Genomic DNA, 23,058 nt, shown 5'->3' with positions numbered 1-23,058 from the left:
TACAGTAAGCAGGAGTTCAATGGGGAACCTGATTCACCCGGCGTCAGTTGACGACGCCCAGTTGCGCCAACGCCACGCCCTTGCCGGCCACGAACAGCTCGACGGTTATGCCGGGACCCGTGAGATCCCGGGACTGCGCAGGCTCATCCGCGAATCCTGGCAGCGTTCGGCACGCCTGCAGGCCAACCCGGACAGAAGCGAAGCACCATTGGCGCTGGACCAGGACGAACTTGAGGAGTACCGCCGGCAGCACCCGCTGGCCAGCATCATGCCGGTGATCCGAAAACTGCTGGTACGGCCCAGCCATGACAGCGGCCTGCTGATAGCCGTGGGCGACGAGTTGGGACGGCTGCTGTGGGTGGACGGGGATCCTGAGCTTCAGCGCCGCGCCGAAGGGATGATGTTCGTGGCCGGCGCCGACTGGTCCGAGGCCACGGTGGGTACCAGTGCCCCTGGGACCGCGTTGGCACTGAACCGCAGCATCCAGATTGCCGGGGCCGAGCATTACCAACGGGCAGTCCATCCGTGGAGCTGCACGGCCGTGCCTTTCCACGATCCCGATTCCGGAGCGCTGTTGGGGGTTGTGGACATCACGGGTACCGAACTGGCCGTCGCCCCGCACACGCTCTCCCTGGTGGAAGCGACCGTGGCCGCCGCCCAGGCGCAGCTGCGGGTGGAGCGGTTGCAGGTGGCCGCCACAAAGCCTGCACGGCGCCGCAGCCGGACCTCCGCGGCAGGAACACCCGGCAGGGACAGCACGCTGTACCGCAACAGCCTCCAGGTGCTGGGCCGGGACCAGGCGCTTCTTAGCATTGCCGGACGTACTGTGCCGCTTTCCGGGAGGCACAGCGAGATCCTTACCCTGCTGAGCATGCACCCGGACGGGCTGAGCGCGGAAGAGCTCTGCGCGCTGGTGTACCAGGGAGAGAATGCGTCAATGACGCTGCGGGCAGAAATGGTGCGGTTGCGCAAGGTCCTCCACGAGCTTGATCCCGCCGCGGTGCCGCTGTCCCGCCCGTACCGGCTCACCATCGATGTAGCTCCCGACGCCGGCCAGGTCCTGAATTGCCTGCAGCGCGGTGCGCATCGGATCGCCCTGGAAATCTACCGCGGCGCCGTCCTGCCCCGTTCCCAGGCGCCCGGGATCGCTGAACTGCGCGACCGCGTCTCCTCGCTGTTGCGCGAGGCGGTACTGACGGACGGCAGTGCCGAGGCCCTGCTGAAGTACGCCGCGCTCCCGGAGGCAACCGACGACGTCGGCGTCCGGATCTCGGCACTGAAGCTGCTGCCGCCGCGCTCACCCAGGCGCGCCGCCGTCGTCGCCGACATTGAACGGCTGGAAGCGGAGCTGGGCGTTTAAGTCCGCCGGTGGTTGAGCCTGTCGAAACCCCGCTGCGGCCTTTGCAACCTCGTTGCAACCTTGAAGTTCCTACTGTGGGTGGTACGGCAGGCGCCACGGTGATGGCGCCACCATTCATGCACAGCAAAGGAGCTAGCAATGACTGTTTACGCGCAGCCTGGTACCGAGGGTTCGAAGGTTACTTTCAAGGACCGGTACGAGAACTGGATCGGCGGCGAGTGGGTTGCCCCGGTCAAGGGCCAGTACTTCGAGAACATCACCCCCGTGACCGGCAAGGCCTTCTGCGAGGTTGCCCGCGGAACCGCCGAGGATATCGACGTTGCCCTGGACGCAGCCCACAAGGTGGCGCCTTCCTGGGGCAAGACATCTGTGGCAGAGCGCGCGGCAATCCTGAACAAGATCGCGGATCGCATGGACGAAAACCTTGAGCTGCTGGCCGTCGCCGAGACCTGGGACAACGGCAAGCCAATCCGCGAGACCATGGCCGCAGACATCCCGCTTGCTGCTGACCACTTCCGCTACTTCGCGTCCGCCGTGCGCGCCCAGGAAGGCCGGCTCTCCCAGCTGGATGACGACACCACCGCCTACCACTACCACGAACCCCTGGGCGTAGTGGGCCAGATCATCCCCTGGAACTTCCCCATCCTGATGGCCGTATGGAAGCTGGCCCCCGCGCTCGCGGCCGGCAACGCCGTGGTCCTGAAGCCCGCCGAGCAGACGCCGTCCTCCATCCTGGTGCTGATGGAACTGATCAGCGACCTTCTGCCCGCCGGCGTCATCAACGTGGTGAACGGCTTCGGCGTGGAGGCCGGCAAGCCGCTGGCGTCCAGCCCGCGGATCCGCAAAATCGCGTTCACCGGCGAAACCACCACCGGGCGGCTGATCAGCCAGTACGCGAGCCAGAACCTGATTCCGGTGACCCTCGAACTGGGCGGCAAGAGCCCCAACATCTTCTTCAACGATGTTGCCGAATCACATGATGCCTTCTACGACAAGGCACTGGAGGGCTTCACGCTCTTCGCCTTCAACCAGGGCGAAGTCTGCACCTGCCCGTCCCGCGCCCTGGTCCAGGAAGGCATCTACGACTCCTTCATGGCGGACGCGCTGGCCCGTACCCAGAAGATCATCCAGGGCAATCCGCTGGATACCGACACCCAACTCGGCGCCCAGGCCTCCAATGACCAGCTGGAGAAGATCCTGAGCTACATGGATATCGGAAACCAGGAAGGCGCCAAGGCCCTCACCGGCGGCGCCCGTGCAGAGCTGCCGGGCGACCTGGCCGGCGGCTACTACGTCCAGCCCACCATCTTCGAAGGGCACAACAAGATGAGGATCTTCCAGGAGGAGATCTTCGGCCCGGTGGTATCAGTCACCAGCTTCAGCGACTACCACGACGCCATGGGCCTTGCCAATGACACCCTGTACGGGCTGGGCGCCGGTGTCTGGTCCCGCAACGGGAACGTGGCCTACCGCGCCGGCCGGGAGATCCAGGCCGGCCGTGTGTGGGTCAACAACTACCACGCCTACCCCGCCGGGGCAGCGTTTGGTGGCTACAAGTCCTCCGGCATCGGACGTGAAAACCACGCCATGATGCTGGACCACTACCAGCAGACCAAGAACCTCCTGGTCAGCTACAACGAGAACAAGCTGGGTTTCTTCTAGGTCGCTGGGATCCAGGGAGCCAGAGCCAGAGGAGGAGGGCCAATGCCCGACGACCGGCTTCACGCCGCGGTCACGCTGCCCGGGGAAGACTTTTCCCGGGTGGCGCTCACCGCCGCCGCCATTGAGTTGCTCCAAAAACTGTGGGAGCAGCACGGTCCGCTGATGTTCCACCAATCCGGGGGTTGCTGCGATGGTTCCTCGCCCATGTGCTACCCGGCCGGGGACTTCATCACTGCCGAGGCCGATGTGCTGCTGGGCAGCTTCGACCTGGGCTCGTCCCTGGAACCGAAGCCGCTGGACTTCTGGATGTCGAGGGAGCAGTTCAATTACTGGAGCCACACCCACCTGACCGTGGACGTGGTGCAGGGCAGGGGGAGTGGCTTCTCCGTGGAGGCACCCGAGGGCAAGCGCTTCCTGATCAGGTCCACGCTGATGGACTGGCCGGTGTAGCCACGCGCCGAATTCTGCCAAACAAAACCATCCGGAAGGTCCGGCCTGTTGCAGGCCGGACCTTCCGCGTCTCACGATTCGGGACAATTGGGAACGTCCACCTGACGGACCCTACTGTGGATAAGTCTGTTTCCACTACCCGATCAGGATTGCCGATACCTCATGAATCTCCTCCGGACAAAGTCGATCGAGCAGTCTATTGCCGATGCCGATGAACCAGGACGCACGCTCAAGCGCTCCTTAGGTACCTGGGATCTGATGATCATGGGGGTCGCTGTAGCCGTGGGCGCCGGGATCTTCTCGGTAGGTGCCAAGGCCGCTGCAAACTTCGCAGGGCCGGCTGTCACAATTTCCTTTGCCGTAGCAGCCATCACCTGTGCGCTGGCCATCATGTGCTACGCCGAATTCGCCACCGCTATTCCCGTTGCCGGATCCGCTTATGTTTTCACCTACGCCACGATGGGCGAGTTGCTGGCGTGGATCATTGGCTGGAACCTGATTTTGGAGCTCTTCACGGCCGCGGCGGTCATTGCCAAGTACTGGGGAATCTACCTCAGCAACGTGTTTGCACTCACCGGCGTTGATCTTCCGCCGGCCATCAACCTGGGCGACGTCCAGCTCTACTGGGGTGCGTTCCTGATCGTCGCAGTGTTCACCGTGCTGCTGGTGCTCGGTACCAAGCTGTCTGCCCGCGTTGGCAACGTCTTCACGCTGATCAAGGTAGCCGTGGTGCTGTTCGTCATCGTAGCGGGGTTCGCCTACGTGAAAATCGAGAACTATGCGCCGTTCGTTCCGGCGTCTGAGCCCACTGCTGCGGCCGGGACGGCGGACGTTCTCAAGCAGTCCCTGTTTGGCTTCCTCACCGGAGCAGCTCCTGCGCAGTACGGCACGCTTGGCATCTTCGCCGGGGCAGCGCTGGTCTTCTTCGCCTTCATCGGGTTCGACGTTGTGGCCACTTCCGCCGAGGAAGTCAGGAACCCGCAGAAGACCCTGCCACGTGGCATCTTCGGCGGCCTGGCCGTGGTGACGGTCCTCTACATCCTGGTCTCGATGGCCCTCACCGGCATGGTGTCCTACACCCAGCTGGCCGAAGCAGAAAACCCCACCCTCACTACAGCCTTTGAGGCGGTAGGGGATACCAACGCTGCCAAGGTCATTGCTTTTGGTTCCCTGGTGGGCCTCACCACCGTGATTATGGTGTTGTTGATGGGGCTCTCCAGGGTAGTCCTGGCCATGAGCCGCGACGGCCTCCTGCCCCGCTCCCTGTCCAAGACCAGCGAGAAACGCGGCACACCGGCACGCCTGCAGATCATCTGCGGAACTGCCGTGGCCCTCGTGGCCGGGCTGACCAAGGTGGATTTGCTCGAAGAGATGATCAACATCGGCACCCTGTCCGCGTTCGTGATGGTAAGCCTTGGCATCCTGGTACTGCGGCGCAAGCGTCCTGACCTTAAGCCGTCCTTCCGTGTTCCGTTTGGCAAGGTCCTCCCGGTCGTTTCGGCAGTGCTGTGCATCTACCTGATGACCAACCTGGCGGTGGAAACCTGGATCTTCTTTGCTGCCTGGCTGGCAATCGGCATTGGCATCTACTTCGCTTACGGGCAGCGCCACTCCAGGCTGAACGAACGGTTCACAGAAGCCAAGGAGGCCGTCAACGGACGAGCCACCACGGAAGGCCCCACAGATGCTGCAGCAGGGCAGCCAGCCAACGACGACGATGAAGAGTACGCCCGCTCCTGACGTTATGGGGCGGCGTGCCGTCCCGCCCAGTCCACAAGCGGCCGCAGCTGCTCCCACAACTCCCCGACGTGCCGGGGCGCGTCCGTGCTCCCCAGCCATTCCGGCTTGCCCAGCCTCATTCCTGCGGACAACGTCTTGTACTTGAGCAGCTCCGCTCGGGGGTGGTCCCGACTGTACCCCCGCGGAACTGACTTAAGCCTCTCGCCGTCCATAACGAACCCGGCGCGGACCGCCGAGTCGACCACGAGCCGCAGGGCTTCGCCAGTGCCGGACGCGTCAACGGAATTGCGGAAGCGCGCCAGCTGGGCTGGCGAGTGCGAACGGTAGCCGGCGCCCACCAGCAGGCCGTCCGCGTTAAGGTGCAGGTAGTAGCCCACACCCTCCTTGACCGAAGCAAAGGCACTCTGAGCCGGCTTATAGGGAGGATTGCCCTGCGCGAACCGCATGTCCCGGTGGGGCCGGAAGATTTTGCCCGGACCGAATCCGGGCTGAAGTTCGGCAAGGAGTGCTGATAGAGGCTCGCGGACCAGGGATTGATAGTCCAGTTTGTGTTCCTGCCACCACTCGCGGTTGTTGTTGCCCTCCAACTCCGAATAGAACGAGAATGCCCCCGCGGGGATGCCGTTGAAAGTCGTCATGCGAGTGAGCCTAGGAGCGGGCCCCTTCCTGGGCCAAGGCTCAGGAAGGTCTATGTGGATAAACCTCCGGTGGGGCCAGATAAGCAAACTGCCCCGCCACGGAAACCGTGACGGGGCAGTGCAGCAACTAAACCAGCAGGGCTGGAATGGGGAAACTAGCCGATCTTGTTGGCAGCCTCAGCGTCGGAGGACGGAGCGCCGAAGGCCACTCCGGCACCCAGGTTGGCCCGCAGCTTGGCGCCGAGTTCGGCATCAACGTTGGTCCAGTACTGGATTGCGCGCTCCTTGATGCCGGGGCTCTTGACGCCACCCACCGCGCCGGTGATGGTCTCGAGCAGGCGGGCCTTGGCGCCGTCGTCGTAGACCTCACGGTACAGGGTTCCGGCCTGGACGAAGTCGCTGTCCTCGGCGTGCAGGGAGTGCGCGGCGAGGGTCAGTTCGCCGTCGTTCTCCCAGCCGCCGGCGGGGTTCTGCGGCTCAACAGCCGCCGGCCCGCCCACCGAGTTCGGTGCGTAGACAGGAACCGTGGGCGCGTTGAACAGGTAACGTCCGGCGCCGTCCTGGCTGTAGTTGTTCACCTGGTTCTTGGGCTGGTTCACCGGGATCTGGGCGTGGTTGGTGCCCACGCGGTAACGGTGTGCGTCCGCGTAGGAGAAGATGCGGGCCTGCAGCATCTTGTCCGGGGAGGCTGCAATGCCCGGGACGAAGTTCGACGGCGCGAAGGTGGCCTGCTCGATCTGCGCGAAGTAGTTCTCCGGGTTCCGGTTCAGCTCCATGGTGCCGACCTTGATCAGCGGGTAGTCCCCGTGCGGCCAGACCTTGGTGAGGTCGAACGGGTTGAAGCGGTACGTCTTGGCATCCTCGTACGGCATGACCTGGACGTGCAGATCCCAGGACGGGAAGTTGCCGGCCGCAATGTTTTCCTGGAGGTCGCGGATGTAGAAGTCTGCATCCGAACCGGCCAGCTGCTCTGCCTGCTCGCTGGTCATGGACTTGACGCCCTGGTTGGACTTGAAGTGGTACTTGACCCAGAAGCGCTCGCCCTCGGCGTTGATCCACTGGTAGGTGTGCGAGCCGTAGCCCTGCATTTCACGCCAGGATGCCGGCAGGCCGCGGTCGCCCATGAGCCAAGTGACCTGGTGGGCGGACTCGGGGGAGAGGGTCCAGAAGTCCCACTGCATGTCAGCGTCACGCAGGTGGCTGCCCGGAAGGCGCTTCTGCGAGTGGATGAAGTCCGGGAACTTGATGCCGTCGCGGATGAAGAAGACGGGGGTGTTGTTGCCCACGAGGTCGTAGTTGCCCTCGGTGGTGTAGAACTTGACCGCGAAGCCACGCGGATCGCGCCAGGTGTCCGGGGAGCCGTTTTCGCCGGCGACGGAGGAGAACCGGATCAACATTTCGGTGTCGACGCCCGGCTGGAGGAAGGCTGCCTTGGTGTATGCGGAGACATCTTCGGTGGTCCTGAAGGTACCGAATGCGCCGCCACCCTTGGCGTGCACTACGCGCTCCGGAACCCGCTCGCGGTTGAACTGGGCGAGCTTTTCAATCAGGTAGTGATCCGTCAGGACGATGGCACCGTCAGCACCTACTGACTTCGAGTGTGCGTCGGACGTGACGGGGGCACCTGACTGGGTTGTTGAAATGGCAGTCATTGTTCTCCTATTTCTCTATTACTTGTGAGGGACGTTCAGAAGGAAGTTGTTGTTTGCGCTGGCAGTCGGCGCAGATGCCCTGGTACATCACGTCGGCGATCTGAATGGTCATCGGTGTGGTGTTTTCATTCCAGTGCGGGGTGAGGCAAGGAGCATGTCCGACGGCGCAATCGACGTCCTCCACGCGGCCGCAGCTGATGCAGATGGCGTGGTGGTGGTTGTCGTTGACCCTTGTTTCGTACAGGGCCGGGGAGTGCGGAGGCTCAAACCGGCGCAGCATATGCAAGTCCGTCAGGTCGCCCAGGACCACGTAGACGGACTGCGCGGTAAGTTCGGGGAGCTCTTCACGGGCGGCTGCAAGGACGTGCTCGGCCGGTGAATGCGGGTGGCGCTCCACGGCGGCAAGAACAGCCAGCCGCTGTTTGGTGACCCGGCGGCCGTGGGCTCGCAGGGCGTTGGCCCATGCTTCCTGGCTCTCCGGGTATTCGCTCATGAATCTATTGAAGCACTTATTATGAGTTCTTCACAATAAGGCTTGGCTAACTCTTGGCGACTCCAGCAGCCGGGCCAATGGGTTGAACGCCTCACCAGCAGATCGCGCCACCGCGTGCATCTCCAGCTGGCCGCCGGACAGCCCTTCTGCCACCAGGCAACTGATCCCGTTAACCGAGCCGAGCTTCGCGATCTGTTGCAGTTCAGCCGCCAGGGCCAGCAGTTCCTGAACCGTCAGGTCATCAACAGAAGAGACCTTGCGTCCGGTGGACAGGATGGTGTGGTGCGGTCCTGCTGGCGCTTCAGGGTTCCGCCGGGTAATCAAGGGATCCGACGGCGGCACCTCCTTAGGTGCAGCACCTCCGGCAGCGGCGCGCCGCAGCGCAAGCCGCAGCCCGCCGTCGTACTTCTGCAGTTCCCCTGCACTGAGCGGCACCCGGCGGTGGGCCGGAATCGCCAGTTGCTGCCCCGGCGTCGTGGTTTCCCCGGTAAACCGGCCGAAAATGTGGAAGGTGGGCGTAGACGATTCGGCCTCGGGCTCGGCGATGGCGGTGCCGAGCGGATGCCACTGATGCGCGAAGAACAAGCAGAAGGTGCGGGTGCCAAAAACTTCGGCGAGCGCGGCGTGGGCTGCCCTGAAGCATCGGAGCCAATCGGCGGCGGAGGCGGTGCCGAAGGCAACTGCTGGATCGGTGAGCCGGATGGTCAGGTGACCGGGCGTGAGAGTGGTTGCGGGACGCGTGACCTGCCAGAATGTGGAACCAAAAAGCAGCCGCCGCGACACCCCCATGCCTCAACCCCTTCCCCTCCGCCCTGACCCTACCAACAGAAGCGGAGCGTGTCAGTGTTGAAGGACGGGTACCAGGCCCGGAAGGCGGGGGCTGGAACCTGCTGGCCATGATCGCCATGGCGCTGCTGGCACCTTTTGCAGCGTCCTGATTCAGAGAGTCCCGCGGCTCAGTTCCGCGGCGCGAATGGCGTTAGCTGCGGAAGTTCACAAACTGCAGGTCTGCTTCGTCGAAGTCCTTCAACAGCGCCATGGTGGCCTGGAGGTCGTCGCGGGACTTGGACGTTACGCGCAGTTCATCGCCCTGGATCTGGGACTTGACCGATTTCGGGGCTTCGTCCCGGATCAGCTTGTTAATCTTCTTGGCAAGATCCTGCGCTATGCCCTCCTTGATGGTGGCTTCCAGCCGGAATTCCTTGCCGGAGGCGTAGGGCTCGCCGGTGTCCAAGGATTTCAGGGAGATGCCCCGGCGGATCAGCTTGGACTGCAGCACGTCCAGCACAGCCAGGACACGTTCCTCAGAGTTAGCCTTCATCAGGATTTTCTCACCGCTGAAGTCCACCTCGGCGCCCACGCCCTTGAAGTCGTACCGCTGAACCAATTCCTTCTGTGCCTGGTTCAGTGCGTTGGCAACCTCCTGCTTGTCTACCTTGCTTACGACGTCGAACGTTGACTCGCCTGCCATGACTCTCCTTCGTTGGGGTGTCCGGGTGATCCGGCCCGGTTTCTGTGAGCCGGCGGTGGGCCGGCGATTCTGCATTCCAGCCTAGTACGGATGCCCGACGGGCGGGCAGTGGCAGGGCCGCACAGTTTCCTCACAGCAGAAGCACTGCGGGAATGAAGTTACTCAGGGCAAAGTTGGAGCTGTTGATTCAGTCGCCGGAAAGGGAACAGCATGCACCGCGAGGCAGCCCGATATGTCACAACGACCACAGCAGCGGCCGCCGGTGCGGTGGCTTCCGCAGCCACTGCTGCGATCCTTGCCGCGTCAGTGATTCTTGCGCCTGTGCCGGATGCCACCACCCGGATTCAGGGCATCAACGAGGACCTCCTCAGGGCCGTGCAGTTGAACCAGATGACGGAAGAGCAGGCCGTCAAGTTTCAGGCCAGGCTTGCGGGGCGCATCCTCGGGGAAGGTGGCGCGGGGTCCACCCTTACCTGAGGATGCGCCCCGGTTCCGGCCCGGAATACCGGGCTTCTTGGGCCGATTCGATTCTTCGGCGTAAGTTCTGTAAAGTTGTCTTGCCCGCGGTTCACGGATGCGGATCGGCCCGGAAACGGACCTTTTCCATCACGGCGCAGCGGGTGATCTTCTTTTGAAGTTCGGCAGATTACCCGAGCGGCCAAAGGGGGCTGACTGTAAATCAGCTGGCAACGCCTACGGGGGTTCGAATCCCTCATCTGCCACCCAAGGAAAAGCCTCCGGGACCAACAGGTTCCGGAGGCTTTTTCGTGTCCCGGACTTCGTGGGGAGCGCGACTCATAATCGCGAGGCAGCAGACGGAGGTTCAGATCCCCTGCCTTCCGGAAAACCAGGTCCGGCCTGGTTCCCCTTCAATTCAGCGATCTCGCGTCGCAGCGCGCTGATCTCCTCAATGAGATCGCCCAGTTCTACGCGGACGGGCACTTCGGCGGCCTCAACCGCAGTTTCGGTGTTTTCCTCGACCCGCTGGACCAGCCAGGAAGCAATGGACGCGGTGACTACGCCCAGTACGGCGATGCCGCTCATCATCAAGGCCGCAGCCACAAAGCGGCCTATGGTAGTGACCGGATAGAGGTCGCCATAGCCCACCGTGGTAATCGTGGTGATCGCCCACCAGACGGCATCGCCAAAGGATACGATCTTGGCGTCCGGCGCATCCTGCTCGACGTCGAGCACGGCCAGGGATCCAACGAGCACCAGCAGGGCCGCGGATCCTGCCACATATGTCACCACCCGGCCGCGCAAGCTCTCCCCGACGGTTCTTTGCAGGACGGACAGCAGTGTCACGAGGCGTAGCAGGCGTAATGGGCGGAAGAACGGCAGGACCACGATGAAGAGCTCGTGCAGGTTGCGAAGGAACCAGTGTGCCCGGCCGGTAGCCAGCCAGAGGTTTGCAAGATAGTCAATGGCGAAGACTCCCCACGTGATCCACATGATTGCCTCAAGCCAGTCATCACCGCTGCCTTCGGTGTGGCCAATGACCTGCCATGCGTAGGCCGCCAGGAAGACGAGTGCTGTCCCCGTCAGCGGCCACTCGGCAAGATCCCGGTAGCGTTGTTGCGTCATGCGCAGATCCTACCCGGACAGCTACAAGCCCCTGGTGCCGCTATGTTACTGGTGGGTAGCATAAGGGGATGCACCTGATCCTGCGCACCCTCCTGATGCTCTTCACCTCAACCCGGCGGGCGGCGCTGACCGTCTGGGATTCCGCGTCCCTGCCGCTTCGTGTTCTCCCAACGGACATCGACATCGCGATGCACGTGAACAACGGGATGTACTTTTCGTTGATGGACCTTGGCCGCTTCGATCTGATGGTCCGCAGTGGCGTGTGGAAGCGGATGCGCCAACGCGGCTGGAGCCCGGTATCCGCGGGGGAGACCATCGCCTTCCGCAAGTCCCTGCAGCTCTGGCAGCGGTACACCATCGAAACGAAGATCATCGGCCTGGACGCTAAAGCGATCTACTTTGAACAGCGGATGGTGGCCGACGGCGAAATCTACGCACGTGCCTACATCGCCACGCGACTGGTCAGCAAGGGCAAGCCGGTCAGCCAGGAGGAGATCCTCCGCGAATTCGGTGAACCGCCAGCTGACGTCCAGCTGCCTGAGTGGATCCATGAGTGGCGCGAAACGAACTCCCTGCCGGGCAGCCGGCGCCCCGCTCCGCACCTCTGGTAAACCCGCTCTGCCAGAAAAGGCTCCCGGTCAAGCACCGGAAAAAGGGGACTCCGGCGCTTATTCCCTATAACGCGGGGAGCGAACATGCGGCTTTCACCGCGACATCAGCGGCGGCCTCGCGTACGGTTAAATCATGGCTACCGTAGACATCACAGGTGAAAAGTTCGCATCAACCATCCAGAACAACGACATCGTTCTTGTCGACTTCTGGGCAGAATGGTGCGGTCCCTGCAAGCAGTTCGGGCCAACTTACGCCGCCGTTTCGGAGAAACATCCGGACGTCCTCTTCTCCAAGGTGGATACCGAGGCGGAGCAGCAGCTCGCCGCAGAGGCAGGCATCACCTCCATCCCCACGCTGATGGCGTTCCGCGAAAAGGTGCTGGTGTTCTCGCAGCCCGGCGCACTTAACGCCCAGCAGCTGGAGCAGGTTGTAGACGCCGTGAAGGCACTGGACATGGACGAGGTCCACGCCCACGTTGCCAAGGCGCAGGCCGAAGCCGGCCAGGCAGGTTCAGACCAGGCCTAACCCACAAGGCTTAATCACAACGCGGGGTCACGTCGCGTCCAACAACTGAGGTTATTGGACGGGAGGTAACCCCGCGTTCGTTAAGAAACCTTGGGTTAGATCCGCTCGAGCTTTGCCGGCTCCGCCAGCAGCGCACTCAGCGATTCGTTGAGATCCTGCACGGCCGTGCCCTTGGAATGCTTGGCCAAATCCTCTTCGGACGCCCACTGTTCGGTCAGCACCAGCTTTTCCTCGGTGGCTTCCGTCAGTTCATAACGGATGCATCCAGGCTCATTCACCACCTCGTCGATGGCGATTTCCAGGGCCAGCTTCACACGGAAAAACTCGCCTTCGTTAGGGATGAACGTTGCCTGCAGGTCAATGGGTGCACTCATGAAATTCACAATACCGCCGCTGCAGGGCGCTGCCCGGCACATCAACGCGGCACAGCCCCTCGCCGGTTCATTTAGCTTCATTTGAGGCATTCCTGTTGATAACGTGCCACCATGCGCGCTTATACAGCCGGGAACACTGACGTTCCACTGCTCGAAGAGACCATCGGCCACAACTTTGAACGGGTTGCGGCCCGGTTCCCCTTCCACGACGCGCTGGTGGAAGCCGCTCCGGTGCCGGGCGGTGATGCCCGCCGCTGGAGCTACACCAAAATGAACGACGACGTCGACCGCCTGGCGCGCGGACTCCTCGCCCTGGGCATCGGCAAGGGTGAGAGGGTGGGCATCTGGAGCCCGAACTGCGCCGAGTGGACGTTGCTTCAGTACGCCACCGCGAAGGCCGGTGCGGTTCTGGTCAACGTGAACCCCGCCTACCGCAGCCATGAGCTGGAGTTCGTGGTCAAGCAGAACGGCATGCGCCTGCTGGTGGCGGCGCCGTCGGACCGGAGCAGCGACTACGTCGGCATGGCCCGGGATGCCCTGGCAAAATGCCCCGACCTGCAGCAACTGGTCTTCCTGCCGGACGCCGGAGGAGAGGGGCTCGACGCCGGGATTCCTTTCAGTGAGGCGGAACTGACGTACGCCGAACTGCTCAAGCGGGCTGACGCCCTCGGGCATTCCGCTTTGAAGGACCGCATGGCCGAACTGAACCCGCACGATCCCATCAACCTGCAATACACCTCCGGGACCACCGGCTTCCCTAAAGGCGCCACGCTCACGCACCACAACATCCTGAATAACGGCTCTTCCATTGGTGGGCTGCTGGGTTACACCGAGCACGACCGAGTGGTGCTGCCGGTGCCGTTCTACCACTGCTTCGGCATGGTGATCGGCAACCTTGCGGCCCTCAGCCACGGTGCGGCCACGATCATTCCCGGCCGCGGATTCTCGCCGGCGCTAGCTTTGGAAGCCGTCCAGGACTTCGGCGGGACCTCGCTGTACGGTGTGCCCACCATGTTCATTGCCGAGCTCGCGCTGCCGGACTTCGCCTCCTACGATCTATCCACGCTGCGGACCGGCGTGATGGCAGGCTCCCTGTGTCCCATTGAGGTGATGAACCGGGTGATTTCGGAGATGAACATGAAAGACGTGGCCATCTGTTACGGGATGACCGAGACCTCGCCGGTGTCCACCATGACCCGTGCCGACGACTCCATGGCGCAGCGCACCCAATCCGTGGGACGGACCATGCCGCACCTGGAGTCCATGATTGTGGACCCCGGCACCGGCGAGCTGCTGGAGCGCGGCCGGATAGGCGAGCTGTGCACGCGTGGCTACGCCGTGATGCAGGGGTACTGGGGCCAGGCGGAGAAAACGGCGGAAGCCATCGACGCTGATCGCTGGATGCACACCGGTGACCTCGCGCGAATGGATGAGGACGGCTACGTGGTGATTGAAGGCCGGATTAAGGACATGGTGATCCGCGGCGGCGAAAACATCTACCCGCGCGAGATCGAAGAGTTCCTCTATACCCACCCGGACATCCAGGACGTCCAGGTAATCGGCGTCCCGGATGCCAGGTACGGCGAGGAACTTATGGCCTGCGTCATCCTCAAACCCGGCGCGGAACCGCTGGAGGCCGGCAAGCTGGCGGAGTTCTGCCGCGGCCGCCTGGCCCACTACAAGATCCCGCGCTACGTGGAAATCCGCGGCAGCTTTCCCATGACGGTCTCAGGGAAGATCCGGAAGGTGCAGATGCGCGAGGAAGCAATCGCCCGGCTGGGCCTTCAAGGCGTGGGGTAGGCGTCCACGATTAGTGCCGGCGGTGATCCTGGATGGTCATCCGGGGACCAAACACGGGCTTCCGGAAGCCGCTGCTCTGAATCATCCGGACCACCCGCTGCCGCTGGCCCGCCCACGGTTCCAGGAGCTTGAGCATGCCGGCGTCATCTGTCCGGCGTCCGGTCAGGGCCGCACCCACATAGGCTGCCAGATGGTAATCGCCCACCGCGATTGAGTCCGGGCAACCGTGGGTGCGCTGCACTACCTCGGCCGCCGTCCAGATTCCGATCCCGGAAAGTGTCTGCATTTTGGCGGCAGCTTCTGCTGCGGGCAACCCGGCCAGGCGTTCAAGCGCGACGGCGGCACGTAACGCCCTCATGACGGTTGCCGACCGCTGGGGACCCACTCCTGCCTTATGCCATTCCCAGGACGGGATGCGCAGCCACTGTTCGGGAGTGGGCTGCACCAGCAGGCCGGCGGGCACAATGCCCGACCCCATACCGGCGGACGGCGCCGGCGAACCGAACCGGTACATCAGGTAGCGGTAGCCGCGCCGCGCTTCAATAACGGTGACTTTCTGCTCAAGAATGGTGGGCACGAGGGAATCAGTTATCCGACCGGTGGAGGGCAGCCGGATGGCTTTGTTCCGGCGTCGTGCTTCCCGGACCAGGTGCGGGAGGGTGGCGTGGAAGGCGGGCTCGTCGAAGGCGCGCCAGTCATCCTCAGCCCCCAGCAGCCGGGGCACCGTGACAATTGCGCACTCAGCGCCCGGACCCCATGCCTGCGCATCAACGAAAGCTTCAGTAGCCGAGCCGCCGCCCGCCCCCGTGAGGCGCAGCGTGACCGGACCTGCCGGCGTCGTAAAGGCGCTCCACACGACGTTCCCCTGCACCGAAAACGAGGGGTCGCCGGCACCACGGAACAGTGGGCCCAGAGTCTGGGCCAGGCTGTAAGGGCCGTCCGGATGCCACCGGAGGGACGCGTCCGCTGCGACGGCAAGCCGGGACGGGGCGTCTGCAATGGTCATAGGAATATGGTCCCACGGCGGACTGACAAGCATGGAAGATCAGCCCTTATCCCATAGCGCGCGGAGGGCTACACTGCCACTTGTGGCGTGGGAGCCGCGCGCCTTTCAAATTCCAGGTGGCAGGAGAATGCAATGGGTGGAGTAGTGCATTTCGAAATCCCGGCGGACGATCAGGAACGGGCCCGGAAGTTTTACCAGGACGCCCTGGGCTGGCGGATTGAGCCGATCCCAGGCATGGATTACAGCTCGGTCTACACGGTGCCTTCTGACGAGACAACAGGGATGCCCAGCAGCCCCGGGGGCATCAACGGGGGCATGATGGCGCGGACCAGCGATTTGAGCACCCCGGTGATCACCGTGGACGTGGAGGACATCAATGCCACGCTGCAGACGGTGGAACAGAACGGGGGAGCGGTGGTGCAGCCCAGGCAGGAAATTCCCGGTATGGGTTTTTATGCCTACTTCAAGGACAGCGAAGGCAACGTCATGGGGCTGTGGGAGAACCTTCCGGCGGACGACGGCGGGCAGCAGGCACTGTAGACCAGCCAGGCATACGGGGAAGCGGTAACTTTGTAGCTATGAAGTACGCCCAGTCCGTTTTGGACCTCATCGGCAATACCCCCTTGGTCAAGCTCAACCACGTCACCGATGGCATCAAAGCCACGGTCCTGGTCAAGCTTGAGTACCTCAACCCCGGCGGATCCATCAAGGACCGCATCGCGGCCAAAATGGTCGAAGATGCCGAACGGGATGGCAAGCTCCAGCCCGGCGGCACCATTGTGGAGCCCACCTCCGGGAACACCGGCGTCGGCCTGGCATTGGTGGCCCAGCAGAAGGGCTACAAGTGCATCTTTGTGGTGCCGGACAAGGTAGGCGAGGACAAACGAGCCGTCCTGCAGGCCTACGGCGCGGAAGTCGTAGTGACGCCCACGTCCGTGGCGCCGGACAGCCCGCAAAGCTACTACGGCGTGTCCGACCGGCTGGTCACCGAGATCCCAGGTGCCTACAAGCCTGACCAGTTCTCCAACCCGGCCGCCCCGGGCAGCCACTATGAAAGCACGGGTCCGGAGATCTGGCGCGACACGGACGGTACGGTCACGCACTGCGTGATCGGCGCCGGTACCGGCGGCACCATCACGGGCACCGGACGGTTCCTCAAGGAGGTCTCCGCAGGCCGTCCGGAGTCCGACGGCGGACGGGTCAGGATCATCGGGGCAGATCCGGAAGGTTCGGTGTACTCGGGCGGCACCGGCCGGCCGTATTTCGTTGAAGGTGTCGGCGAGGACATGTGGCCGGGCAATTACGACAAGACGGTTCCGGACCAGGTCATTGCGGTTTCCGACGCCGATTCCTTTGAGATGACCCGCCGCCTGGCCCGCGAAGAAGGACTGCTGGTGGGCGGATCCTCGGGAATGGCTGTGGTGGCCGCGCTGAAGGTGGCCCGCGATCTGCCTGAAAGTGCCGTCGTCGTGGTCATTTTGCCCGACTCCGGCCGTGGGTACCTGGCCAAGATCTTCAACGACCAGTGGATGCGTTCCTACGGGTTCCTCTCCGGCGGTGAGGAAAATTCGGTGGGCGAGGTCATCAAGTCCAAGACCGGGGAACTCCCGGACCTGGTCCACATCCACCCCAACGAGTCCGTCCGCGACGTCATCAACATCATGAACGAGTTCGGTGTCAGCCACATCCCGGTACTGTCGCAGGAGCCGCCCGTGGTGATGGGCGAGGTTCTTGGCGCCGTGGACGAGCGGACCCTGACCTCCAAGCTGTTCCGCGGCGAGGCCAAACTCACGGACAAGATTTCCGAACACATGGGGCCCCGGCTTCCTGTCATCGGTTCGTTGGAGACCATCTCCGCGGCCAGGGAACTGCTCTCCGACGTGGATACCGTGATGGTCACCTTCGTGGGCGCCCCGGTGGGCATCCTGACCCGCCACGACCTGCTGGCCTACCTCAGTAACTGACCCCAAAGGAGCACCATGTCCTTCTCTGAAAACCACGGTTTCAACACCCGCGCCGTCCACGCCGGCCAGGCCTTCGAACCCCGCACCGGTGCAGTGGTTCCGCCGCTGCATTTCAGCTCCACGTATGCGCAGGACGGTATTGGCGGACTCCGGGACGGTTACGAATACGGTCGCGGCGGCAACCCCACCCGTGACGCCCTGCAGGAACAGCTGGCAGCACTGGAACGTGGCACTCACGCTTTCTCGTTCAGCTCGGGCCTCGCCGCGGAGGACTCCCTGATCCGCGCGCTGACCCGGCCGGGGGACCACATTGTGCTGGGCAACGATGCCTACGGCGGCACGTACCGGCTGATCAGCCGGGTTCTGGGCGAGTGGGGAATCGGCAATACCCCGGTGGACATGGCGAACCTGGACGCCGTCCGCGACGCCGTTGCCGCGAACAAGACCCGTTTCGTGTGGGTGGAGACGCCCTCCAACCCGCTGATGAAAATCACCGATATCGCAGCACTCGCAGAGGTGGCGCACGACGCCGGGGCCCTCCTGGTGGTGGATAACACCTTTGCATCCCCCTACCTGCAGACCCCGCTCGCCCTGGGTGCCGACGTCGTGGTTCACTCCACTACCAAATACATCGGCGGGCATTCGGACGTGGTGGGTGGCGCTGTTGTGGTCAAGGACGCCGAGCTGGCAGAGAAGATCGGCTTTGTGCAGTTCGCCGTGGGGGCCGTCTCGGGCCCGATGGACGCTTTCCTCACCACGCGTGGTTTGAAGACACTCGGCGTGCGGATGGATCGGCACAGCGAGAACGGGCAGGCTGTAGCGCAATGGCTGCTGGAACGGCCCGAGGTGGAGGCCGTACTGTACCCGGGACTGCCGTCGCACCCGGGCTATGAGCTCGCGAAGAAGCAGATGAAGAGCTTTGGCGGCATGGTGTCCGTGCAGTTCAAGGGCGGCGAGGCGGCCGCCCGCAAGGTGGCCGAATCCACGTCCGTGTTCACCCTGGCCGAATCCCTGGGCGGCATCGAATCACTGATGAACTACCCCTCCGAGATGACCCACGCGTCTGTCAAAGGCACCGAACTGGCGGTTCCCGTGAACCTCCTCCGGCTCTCCTGCGGCATCGAGGACGTGGAGGACCTGATCGCGGACCTGGAGCACGCCTTCACGTTCATCCAGTAGCCCGCCAGCCCAACTGGGTAGCAGTTGTTGCCCTTAACAGGCCTGTAAAGGGCTACAACTGCTACGTAGTTGGGGAAGGGCTGCTCTTCCTGTTCGCGTTAATGAAGTAGTCCCGGGTTGAGGGCAGGAAGCGGCAGACGACGGCGAGGACCACGCCGAGTGCCAGCAGCACCACGCCGCTCATGAACGCCCCGCCGACGCCGAGGATCTGGGTGTCGCCGTAGGCCGGGTCCCACATCTGCACGGCAGAGATGAAGAACGCTGCAGTCAGGAGCAGGGCACCCGCCAGCGGCAGGATGCCGCGGAACCACAGGTTCCTGGCCGACTGGCGGAGCGTGTTCCGGAAGAACCAGAAACAGGCGAATCCTGTCAGCGCGTAGTAGAAGGCGATGAAGAGGCTGATGGCGCTGATCGAGTCCGAGAGCAGGTTCTCGCTGACGAGGCTCATGACCACGTAATAGGCCACGGCGGCGATGCCCATCACCCGCGTGGAGAAGCCGGGGGTCATGTTGCGGGCATGGACCTGGCCAAACCTGGGCGGCAGTGCGCCGTGGACACCCATGGACAAGGTGCCGCGGGCAGTGGGGAGGATGGTGGTCTGGGTGGAGGACAGGACGGACGCCAGCACGGCGACGATGATCAGCCAGCCCCAGGGCCCCAGGACCACATCCTTCATGGCCAGGAACACGTCGTCCTGGTTGGCCTCGTTGCCCAGTCCGAGGCCCTCGGTGCCCACGGACGCGTACATCATCACCAGGACGGCAACCGAGACGTAGATGGCAACCAACACAAAGGCTGAGATGATGGCGCCCCGGCCTGGGGTGGTGGCCGGATTCTCCGTCTCCTCATTGACCGCCAGGCACGTGTCCCAGCCCCAGTAAATGAAGAGTGCCAGCAGCATGCCGTGGACCACCGCGCCTGGATCGGCAAAGGCGCCTACTGGGTTGAACCATTCGAAAGTGAAGGGCTCGTAACTCGCAGCTCCACCCACGGCGTTCCCTGCCGCGCTGCCTGCAATCCCCATGATGATGGCCACCGCAAAGATGCCCAGGGCGATGTACTGCACGTAGGTCAGTACCCTCTGCACCTGTTCGCCCAGCCTGATGCCCCGGTAGTTGACCATGGTCATGAAGGCGATGAAAAGAACACCGGTTGCCGTCACTACCAGCTTGTTCTCCGCCAGGGAGCCGTCACCGATCAAGAGCCACAGGTATTGCCCCGCAACCTGTGCCAGGTTGGCCAGTACCACGATCCCGGCCAGCGCCACTCCCCAGCCGCCCAGCCAACCGGCCCACGGACCGAAGGCGCGGCGGGACCACGTGAAAGTGGTGCCGCAGTCCGGGATGGTGCTGTTCAGTTCACGGAACGCGTAGGCAATGAACAGGACCGGAATAAAGCCGAGCAACAGGATCAGGGGAGTGTAGCTGCCGTTAACCGCAACGATGAACCCCAGCGTGGCGGCCAGGGAATACACCGGCGCAGTAGAGGCCAGGCCCAGCATCACCGAGTCTCCGAGGTCCAGAATGCCCGCGTGCAATCCCTTGGCCGGAACACCGGTTCCCGACGGGCCCGGGGTGCCTCCCGACGTCGTGATCTCTGTGCTCATAGTGCGATACCTTCCTTGCTGGATGCGGCGTCCGGGGGAAGGGGAGCCGGGGCGTCAATGGTGTTGGGCACGAACCTGCAGAAGTAGTCAGTGATGGGACCGTCCGATTCGCGGATACCGCATCCCACGGACTCGCCGTCCACTACCCAGAGGCCCAGTACGGGACGGTTGCCATCGAAATCGGGCAGCGGATGGAACTGCTGATAGCACCAGCCTTCACGGCCGTAATCGCCCGGCTGCTCAAGGCTGATTCCGTCCGCATGAATCTTGATGTTGTCCCCTTCGCGTCCGTGGAGCGGCTTGGCCACCCATTCCTTGAGCGGTCCCGGCTCGTTCAGGTAGGCCGGCAGCAGGTTGGGGTGGTTGGGGTAGAGGTGCCAGAGTGCGGCCAGGAGCGCTTTGTTGGACAGCAGCATCTTCCAGGCCGGCTCCACCCAACGGGGGTTGTGTGCGCGTTCCAGCAGGCGCTGCCCGAACGGCTCCTTCATCATCAGCTCCCACGGGTATAGCTTGAAGATGGTGCTGATCATGAAGTTGTCCAGGTCCACAAAGCGGTTCAGGTTGGGGTCCCAGCCGATGTCGGACATGTTGATGCCGATGGTGGTCCAGCCCGCCTGGCTGGCAACGTCGCGCATGTAGGCGGCTGTCATCCAGTCCTCGCCTGATTCCTCCAGCTCGGAGTGCGCCACATGGAGCGTGCTCATGCCTGTGCGGTACTGCATCTTCTTCCACTGCCGGATCAAGGCCTCATGGATGCCGTTCCATTGATCCTTCTCCGGATAAACGTCCTGCAACCAGAACCATTGGGCCACGGCAGCTTCGATAAGGCCAGTGGGGGTGTCAGCGTTGTATTCGAGCATCTTGGCAGGACCGCCCTGCCCGTCATAGATGAAGTCGAAGCGCCCGTAGATATCCATGTCGCCGGCTTGCAACGATTCGGAGGCGAGCTCAAGCGCCTGCGGGCCGATGCCGATGTCTCCCATAGCACCTGTAGCCAGGAATCTGGCTGCTTCGAGGCACATCCTGTGCATTTCCTCGGCGGTTTCCTCGAGGGCTTCCACTTCATCCATGGTGAATTCGTAGTACGCGGCCTCATGCCAGTACTCGATTTTCCCGCCGCCGGGCATGGTGGTGGTTGAGAAGACCAGGCCCTGCTCCTGGATCTTCTCTTTCCAGTCCGGCCTGGGCGCCGACACTAACCGTTTCACGCCTAGCCCCCCGTGCTTCCGCCCTTGGAGCTGCTGCCGAAGCCACCCCTGCTGACTGTTCCGCCCTTGGTGCTGTACCCGGTGGACGCCTTGGCGCCGGGTGGCACGGTCCTTGTGAAGTCGGGAGCGGTGGAGCGGTTCTGGCCGATGGCGGGAACACCGGAGCCGCGTGAGTAGAAGTACCAGGCGTAGAGGGCGCCGCTGCGTCCGGCGGAGCTGTTGCACTGGGTGTCCTCCACGCGCTCGCCCGTTTCATCATTGAAGCAGACCTGGGCGTACTCCGGCTCCTGGTTGCTTGCCACTACGGCGGCGAGGGTGCCGGCCAGCAGTGCAGTGACACCCAAGGCAACCACCACCGTCCGCCGTTGGGAACGTTTCCTGACGTGCTCTCTTTCACCCAGGTTCCCATCGGATCGCGGTATGTAAGGGCTCGCGCCGGGGAGTGGCTGGTTTAGAAGTTCCGGGCGAAGCTCGGGTTGGGGGACCTGCCACGGTGGCGGCTTCGAGCCGCCGGTGCTGCCGGTGTTACCGCCACCAGTGCCGCCGTCGCCTTCGCCGCCGCCGCTGCTTCCCGGCGTCGGATCTTTCTCCGGATCATTGCTCGGAGCCATGGCGTCCCCCTGAGTAGTCCACGTGTTTGGGCACAAATCCGTACCACGGTGTGCAATTCTCAGCCCAGCGTAGCCGGTGGCCGCAGCGCCAGCGAGCCGGAACGGGTGCAGAACTGCCCATGGCGGAAAGCTTCTTTTCCAGCCTCCCCGCCAGGAGTGCCGGGGCTGGGGCCGGGAACCTACACTGGAGCAATGAAAACCGCATCAGTACTGGCCGTCTGCCGCGTGCGTCAGCTCCTTCCCGATCCGGGCAGCGTGGGCGTCACCGCCATTGACAAGCGGCCCGTCGAGGGCCCGGTGAAGGTACACAAGCTGGGCCTGCACGGCGACGTCCAGGCAAACCGGATCCACCACGGTGGTGAGGACCAGGCGGTTTACGCGTATTCACAGGCCGACGCAGACTACTGGGCCGCGGAGCTCAACCGCGACCTCCCGCCCGGGATCTTTGGTGAAAACCTCCGAGTCTCCGGAATTGAGGCAACCGGGGCCGTTATCGGGGAACGCTGGAAAATTGGTTCCGGCGTCGAACTTGAAGTCACGTCGCCGCGGACACCATGTGCCACTTTCCAGCGCCGGTTGGGCGAACCCCAGTGGGTAAAGCGATTCACGGAGGAAGGCAGGGTTGGCGCCTACCTGAGAGTGGTTCACACAGGGACCATCCAGGCGGGAGACCATATCCACCGGACCTTCGTACCGAAACATGGCATCACCATTGGCCAGTGGTTCAGTGAAGCGGACCTGGAAATCGTCGAGGCCCTCCGTGATGCCGAGGCGGACGGCGAAATCCGGCTTCAGCCAGAGTTCCACGACCGGTTTGCGGCTATGGAACGCCGGCTCGGCCGGTAGCTGCCGCAAGATCTCCGGCCAAGGGGGGGCGTGTGGGCAAGCTCACCGCCGCCGATTTTCCTTGCCCGGGGTGCGTGCATTACACTGGAAATATCCCCCACTCCGGAAATCCCTTATTCCTGCCCAATTTTTGAGGCAGGACTGGCAAGTGTTGGGGCCCGCTATTGCGATGCGGGCATTTTCATAGGGAGAGCCGGCTAAAGAAAACGCTGTACAGACTGCTGGGATAGCAGCCAAGAGATGCAGCGGGAAGTCCTGCCACGGGATTGCGAAAGCG

Annotated in this window: 23 protein-coding genes and 1 tRNA gene; 13 read left to right on the top strand and 11 right to left on the bottom strand. The window is 63.3% G+C overall.

Going from position 1 to position 23,058, the window contains the following annotated elements:
* Positions 1 to 19 precede the first annotated feature (19 nt).
* The 4 genes from AC50X5_RS04095 (at position 20) to AC50X5_RS04080 (ending at position 5,212) form a co-directional block, all read left to right on the top strand.
* Positions 20 to 1,360: a helix-turn-helix domain-containing protein gene (locus AC50X5_RS04095; protein WP_494974813.1), complete on the top strand. Its 1,341-nt coding sequence runs from the start codon at positions 20 to 22 to the stop codon at positions 1,358 to 1,360.
* 138 nt (positions 1,361 to 1,498) lie between these two features.
* Entirely contained in the window at positions 1,499 to 3,022 is a 1,524-nt protein-coding gene (gene exaC, locus AC50X5_RS04090; protein WP_494974812.1) for an acetaldehyde dehydrogenase ExaC, read from the top strand.
* A 42-nt stretch (positions 3,023 to 3,064) separates the two neighbouring features.
* Positions 3,065 to 3,472: a DUF779 domain-containing protein gene (locus AC50X5_RS04085; RefSeq protein ID WP_494974811.1), complete on the top strand. Its 408-nt coding sequence runs from the start codon at positions 3,065 to 3,067 to the stop codon at positions 3,470 to 3,472.
* 162 nt (positions 3,473 to 3,634) lie between these two features.
* Positions 3,635 to 5,212, top strand: coding sequence for an APC family permease (locus AC50X5_RS04080; protein ID WP_494974810.1), 1,578 nt, complete (start codon positions 3,635 to 3,637; stop codon positions 5,210 to 5,212).
* A 2-nt stretch (positions 5,213 to 5,214) separates the two neighbouring features.
* On the opposite strand, the gene AC50X5_RS04075 is transcribed toward AC50X5_RS04080, so the two are convergent.
* From AC50X5_RS04075 to AC50X5_RS04055, 5 genes are all read right to left on the bottom strand, one after another.
* A complete protein-coding gene (locus AC50X5_RS04075; RefSeq protein WP_494974809.1) occupies positions 5,215 to 5,850 on the bottom strand; it encodes a DUF2461 domain-containing protein in 636 nt (211 codons plus the stop codon).
* 155 nt (positions 5,851 to 6,005) lie between these two features.
* Positions 6,006 to 7,502, bottom strand: a complete 1,497-nt coding sequence (locus AC50X5_RS04070; protein ID WP_494974808.1) for a catalase — start codon at positions 7,500 to 7,502, stop codon at positions 6,006 to 6,008.
* Positions 7,503 to 7,509: 7 nt separating this feature from the next.
* Positions 7,510 to 7,995 (bottom strand): Fur family transcriptional regulator, encoded by a 486-nt coding sequence (locus tag AC50X5_RS04065; protein WP_493984243.1) that lies wholly within the window; start codon positions 7,993 to 7,995, stop codon positions 7,510 to 7,512.
* A 30-nt stretch (positions 7,996 to 8,025) separates the two neighbouring features.
* Positions 8,026 to 8,784, bottom strand: coding sequence for a hypothetical protein (locus AC50X5_RS04060; protein ID WP_494974807.1), 759 nt, complete (start codon positions 8,782 to 8,784; stop codon positions 8,026 to 8,028).
* A gap of 190 nt (positions 8,785 to 8,974) precedes the next feature.
* The gene (locus tag AC50X5_RS04055; RefSeq protein ID WP_463934747.1) at positions 8,975 to 9,466 is read right to left on the bottom strand and encodes a YajQ family cyclic di-GMP-binding protein; all 492 of its coding nucleotides are present in this window, start codon (positions 9,464 to 9,466) and stop codon (positions 8,975 to 8,977) included.
* A 210-nt stretch (positions 9,467 to 9,676) separates the two neighbouring features.
* Here AC50X5_RS04055 and AC50X5_RS04050 point away from each other — a divergent pair, with 210 nt between their 5' ends.
* Together AC50X5_RS04050 and AC50X5_RS04045 are read left to right on the top strand one after the other, a co-directional pair.
* Entirely contained in the window at positions 9,677 to 9,943 is a 267-nt protein-coding gene (locus AC50X5_RS04050; RefSeq protein ID WP_493984247.1) for a hypothetical protein, read from the top strand.
* Between the two features lie 163 nt (positions 9,944 to 10,106).
* Positions 10,107 to 10,188, top strand: a tRNA-Tyr gene (locus tag AC50X5_RS04045).
* A gap of 73 nt (positions 10,189 to 10,261) precedes the next feature.
* Here AC50X5_RS04045 and AC50X5_RS04040 read toward each other — a convergent pair.
* Positions 10,262 to 11,050, bottom strand: a complete 789-nt coding sequence (locus AC50X5_RS04040) for a potassium channel family protein (protein ID WP_494974806.1) — start codon at positions 11,048 to 11,050, stop codon at positions 10,262 to 10,264.
* Between the two features lie 68 nt (positions 11,051 to 11,118).
* Here AC50X5_RS04040 and AC50X5_RS04035 point away from each other — a divergent pair, with 68 nt between their 5' ends.
* Positions 11,119 to 11,661, top strand: a complete 543-nt coding sequence (locus tag AC50X5_RS04035) for an acyl-CoA thioesterase (RefSeq protein WP_494974805.1) — start codon at positions 11,119 to 11,121, stop codon at positions 11,659 to 11,661.
* 133 nt (positions 11,662 to 11,794) lie between these two features.
* Positions 11,795 to 12,187 (top strand): thioredoxin, encoded by a 393-nt coding sequence (gene trxA / locus AC50X5_RS04030; RefSeq protein ID WP_494974804.1) that lies wholly within the window; start codon positions 11,795 to 11,797, stop codon positions 12,185 to 12,187.
* Positions 12,188 to 12,282: 95 nt separating this feature from the next.
* On the opposite strand, the gene AC50X5_RS04025 is transcribed toward trxA, so the two are convergent.
* A complete protein-coding gene (locus tag AC50X5_RS04025) occupies positions 12,283 to 12,561 on the bottom strand; it encodes a putative quinol monooxygenase (RefSeq protein ID WP_494974803.1) in 279 nt (92 codons plus the stop codon).
* Between the two features lie 111 nt (positions 12,562 to 12,672).
* Between AC50X5_RS04025 and AC50X5_RS04020 the strand changes: the two genes are divergently transcribed.
* Positions 12,673 to 14,361 (top strand): AMP-binding protein, encoded by a 1,689-nt coding sequence (locus AC50X5_RS04020; protein ID WP_494974802.1) that lies wholly within the window; start codon positions 12,673 to 12,675, stop codon positions 14,359 to 14,361.
* Between the two features lie 10 nt (positions 14,362 to 14,371).
* On the opposite strand, the gene AC50X5_RS04015 is transcribed toward AC50X5_RS04020, so the two are convergent.
* On the bottom strand, positions 14,372 to 15,367 hold the full coding sequence (locus AC50X5_RS04015; protein ID WP_494974801.1) for a DNA-3-methyladenine glycosylase family protein: 996 nt from the start codon (positions 15,365 to 15,367) through the stop codon (positions 14,372 to 14,374).
* Positions 15,368 to 15,499: 132 nt separating this feature from the next.
* On the opposite strand from AC50X5_RS04015, the gene AC50X5_RS04010 reads away from it, so the two are divergent.
* Genes AC50X5_RS04010 through AC50X5_RS04000 form a run of 3 tightly spaced genes read left to right on the top strand, consistent with a single transcriptional unit; the run spans position 15,500 to position 18,510 of the window.
* Positions 15,500 to 15,907: a VOC family protein gene (locus AC50X5_RS04010; protein WP_494974800.1), complete on the top strand. Its 408-nt coding sequence runs from the start codon at positions 15,500 to 15,502 to the stop codon at positions 15,905 to 15,907.
* Positions 15,908 to 15,945: 38 nt separating this feature from the next.
* Positions 15,946 to 17,331 carry a cystathionine beta-synthase gene (locus AC50X5_RS04005; protein ID WP_494974799.1) on the top strand — a complete coding sequence of 462 codons (1,386 nt, stop codon included), beginning with the start codon at positions 15,946 to 15,948 and terminating at the stop codon, positions 17,329 to 17,331.
* Between the two features lie 15 nt (positions 17,332 to 17,346).
* Entirely contained in the window at positions 17,347 to 18,510 is a 1,164-nt protein-coding gene (locus AC50X5_RS04000; protein ID WP_494974798.1) for a cystathionine gamma-synthase, read from the top strand.
* Between the two features lie 61 nt (positions 18,511 to 18,571).
* Here AC50X5_RS04000 and AC50X5_RS03995 read toward each other — a convergent pair whose 3' ends face one another.
* From AC50X5_RS03995 to AC50X5_RS03985, 3 genes are read right to left on the bottom strand one after another with little or no spacing between them, the layout of a single operon-like run.
* A complete protein-coding gene (locus tag AC50X5_RS03995; RefSeq protein ID WP_494974797.1) occupies positions 18,572 to 20,116 on the bottom strand; it encodes an APC family permease in 1,545 nt (514 codons plus the stop codon).
* Complete coding sequence (locus AC50X5_RS03990; RefSeq protein WP_494974796.1) at positions 20,113 to 21,324, bottom strand: glutathionylspermidine synthase family protein; 1,212 nt, start codon at positions 21,322 to 21,324, stop codon at positions 20,113 to 20,115. The genes AC50X5_RS03995 and AC50X5_RS03990 overlap by 4 nt, the downstream gene beginning before the upstream one ends.
* 2 nt (positions 21,325 to 21,326) lie before the next feature.
* Complete coding sequence (locus tag AC50X5_RS03985) at positions 21,327 to 21,935, bottom strand: Tat pathway signal protein (RefSeq protein WP_494974795.1); 609 nt, start codon at positions 21,933 to 21,935, stop codon at positions 21,327 to 21,329.
* Positions 21,936 to 22,127: 192 nt separating this feature from the next.
* On the opposite strand from AC50X5_RS03985, the gene AC50X5_RS03980 reads away from it, so the two are divergent.
* Entirely contained in the window at positions 22,128 to 22,781 is a 654-nt protein-coding gene (locus AC50X5_RS03980) for an MOSC domain-containing protein (protein ID WP_494974794.1), read from the top strand.
* Positions 22,782 to 23,058 lie beyond the last annotated feature (277 nt).

The organism is Pseudarthrobacter sp. MDT1-40-2 (assembly GCF_059383595.1).
This window is presented reverse-complemented; position numbering and strand designations above follow the sequence as displayed.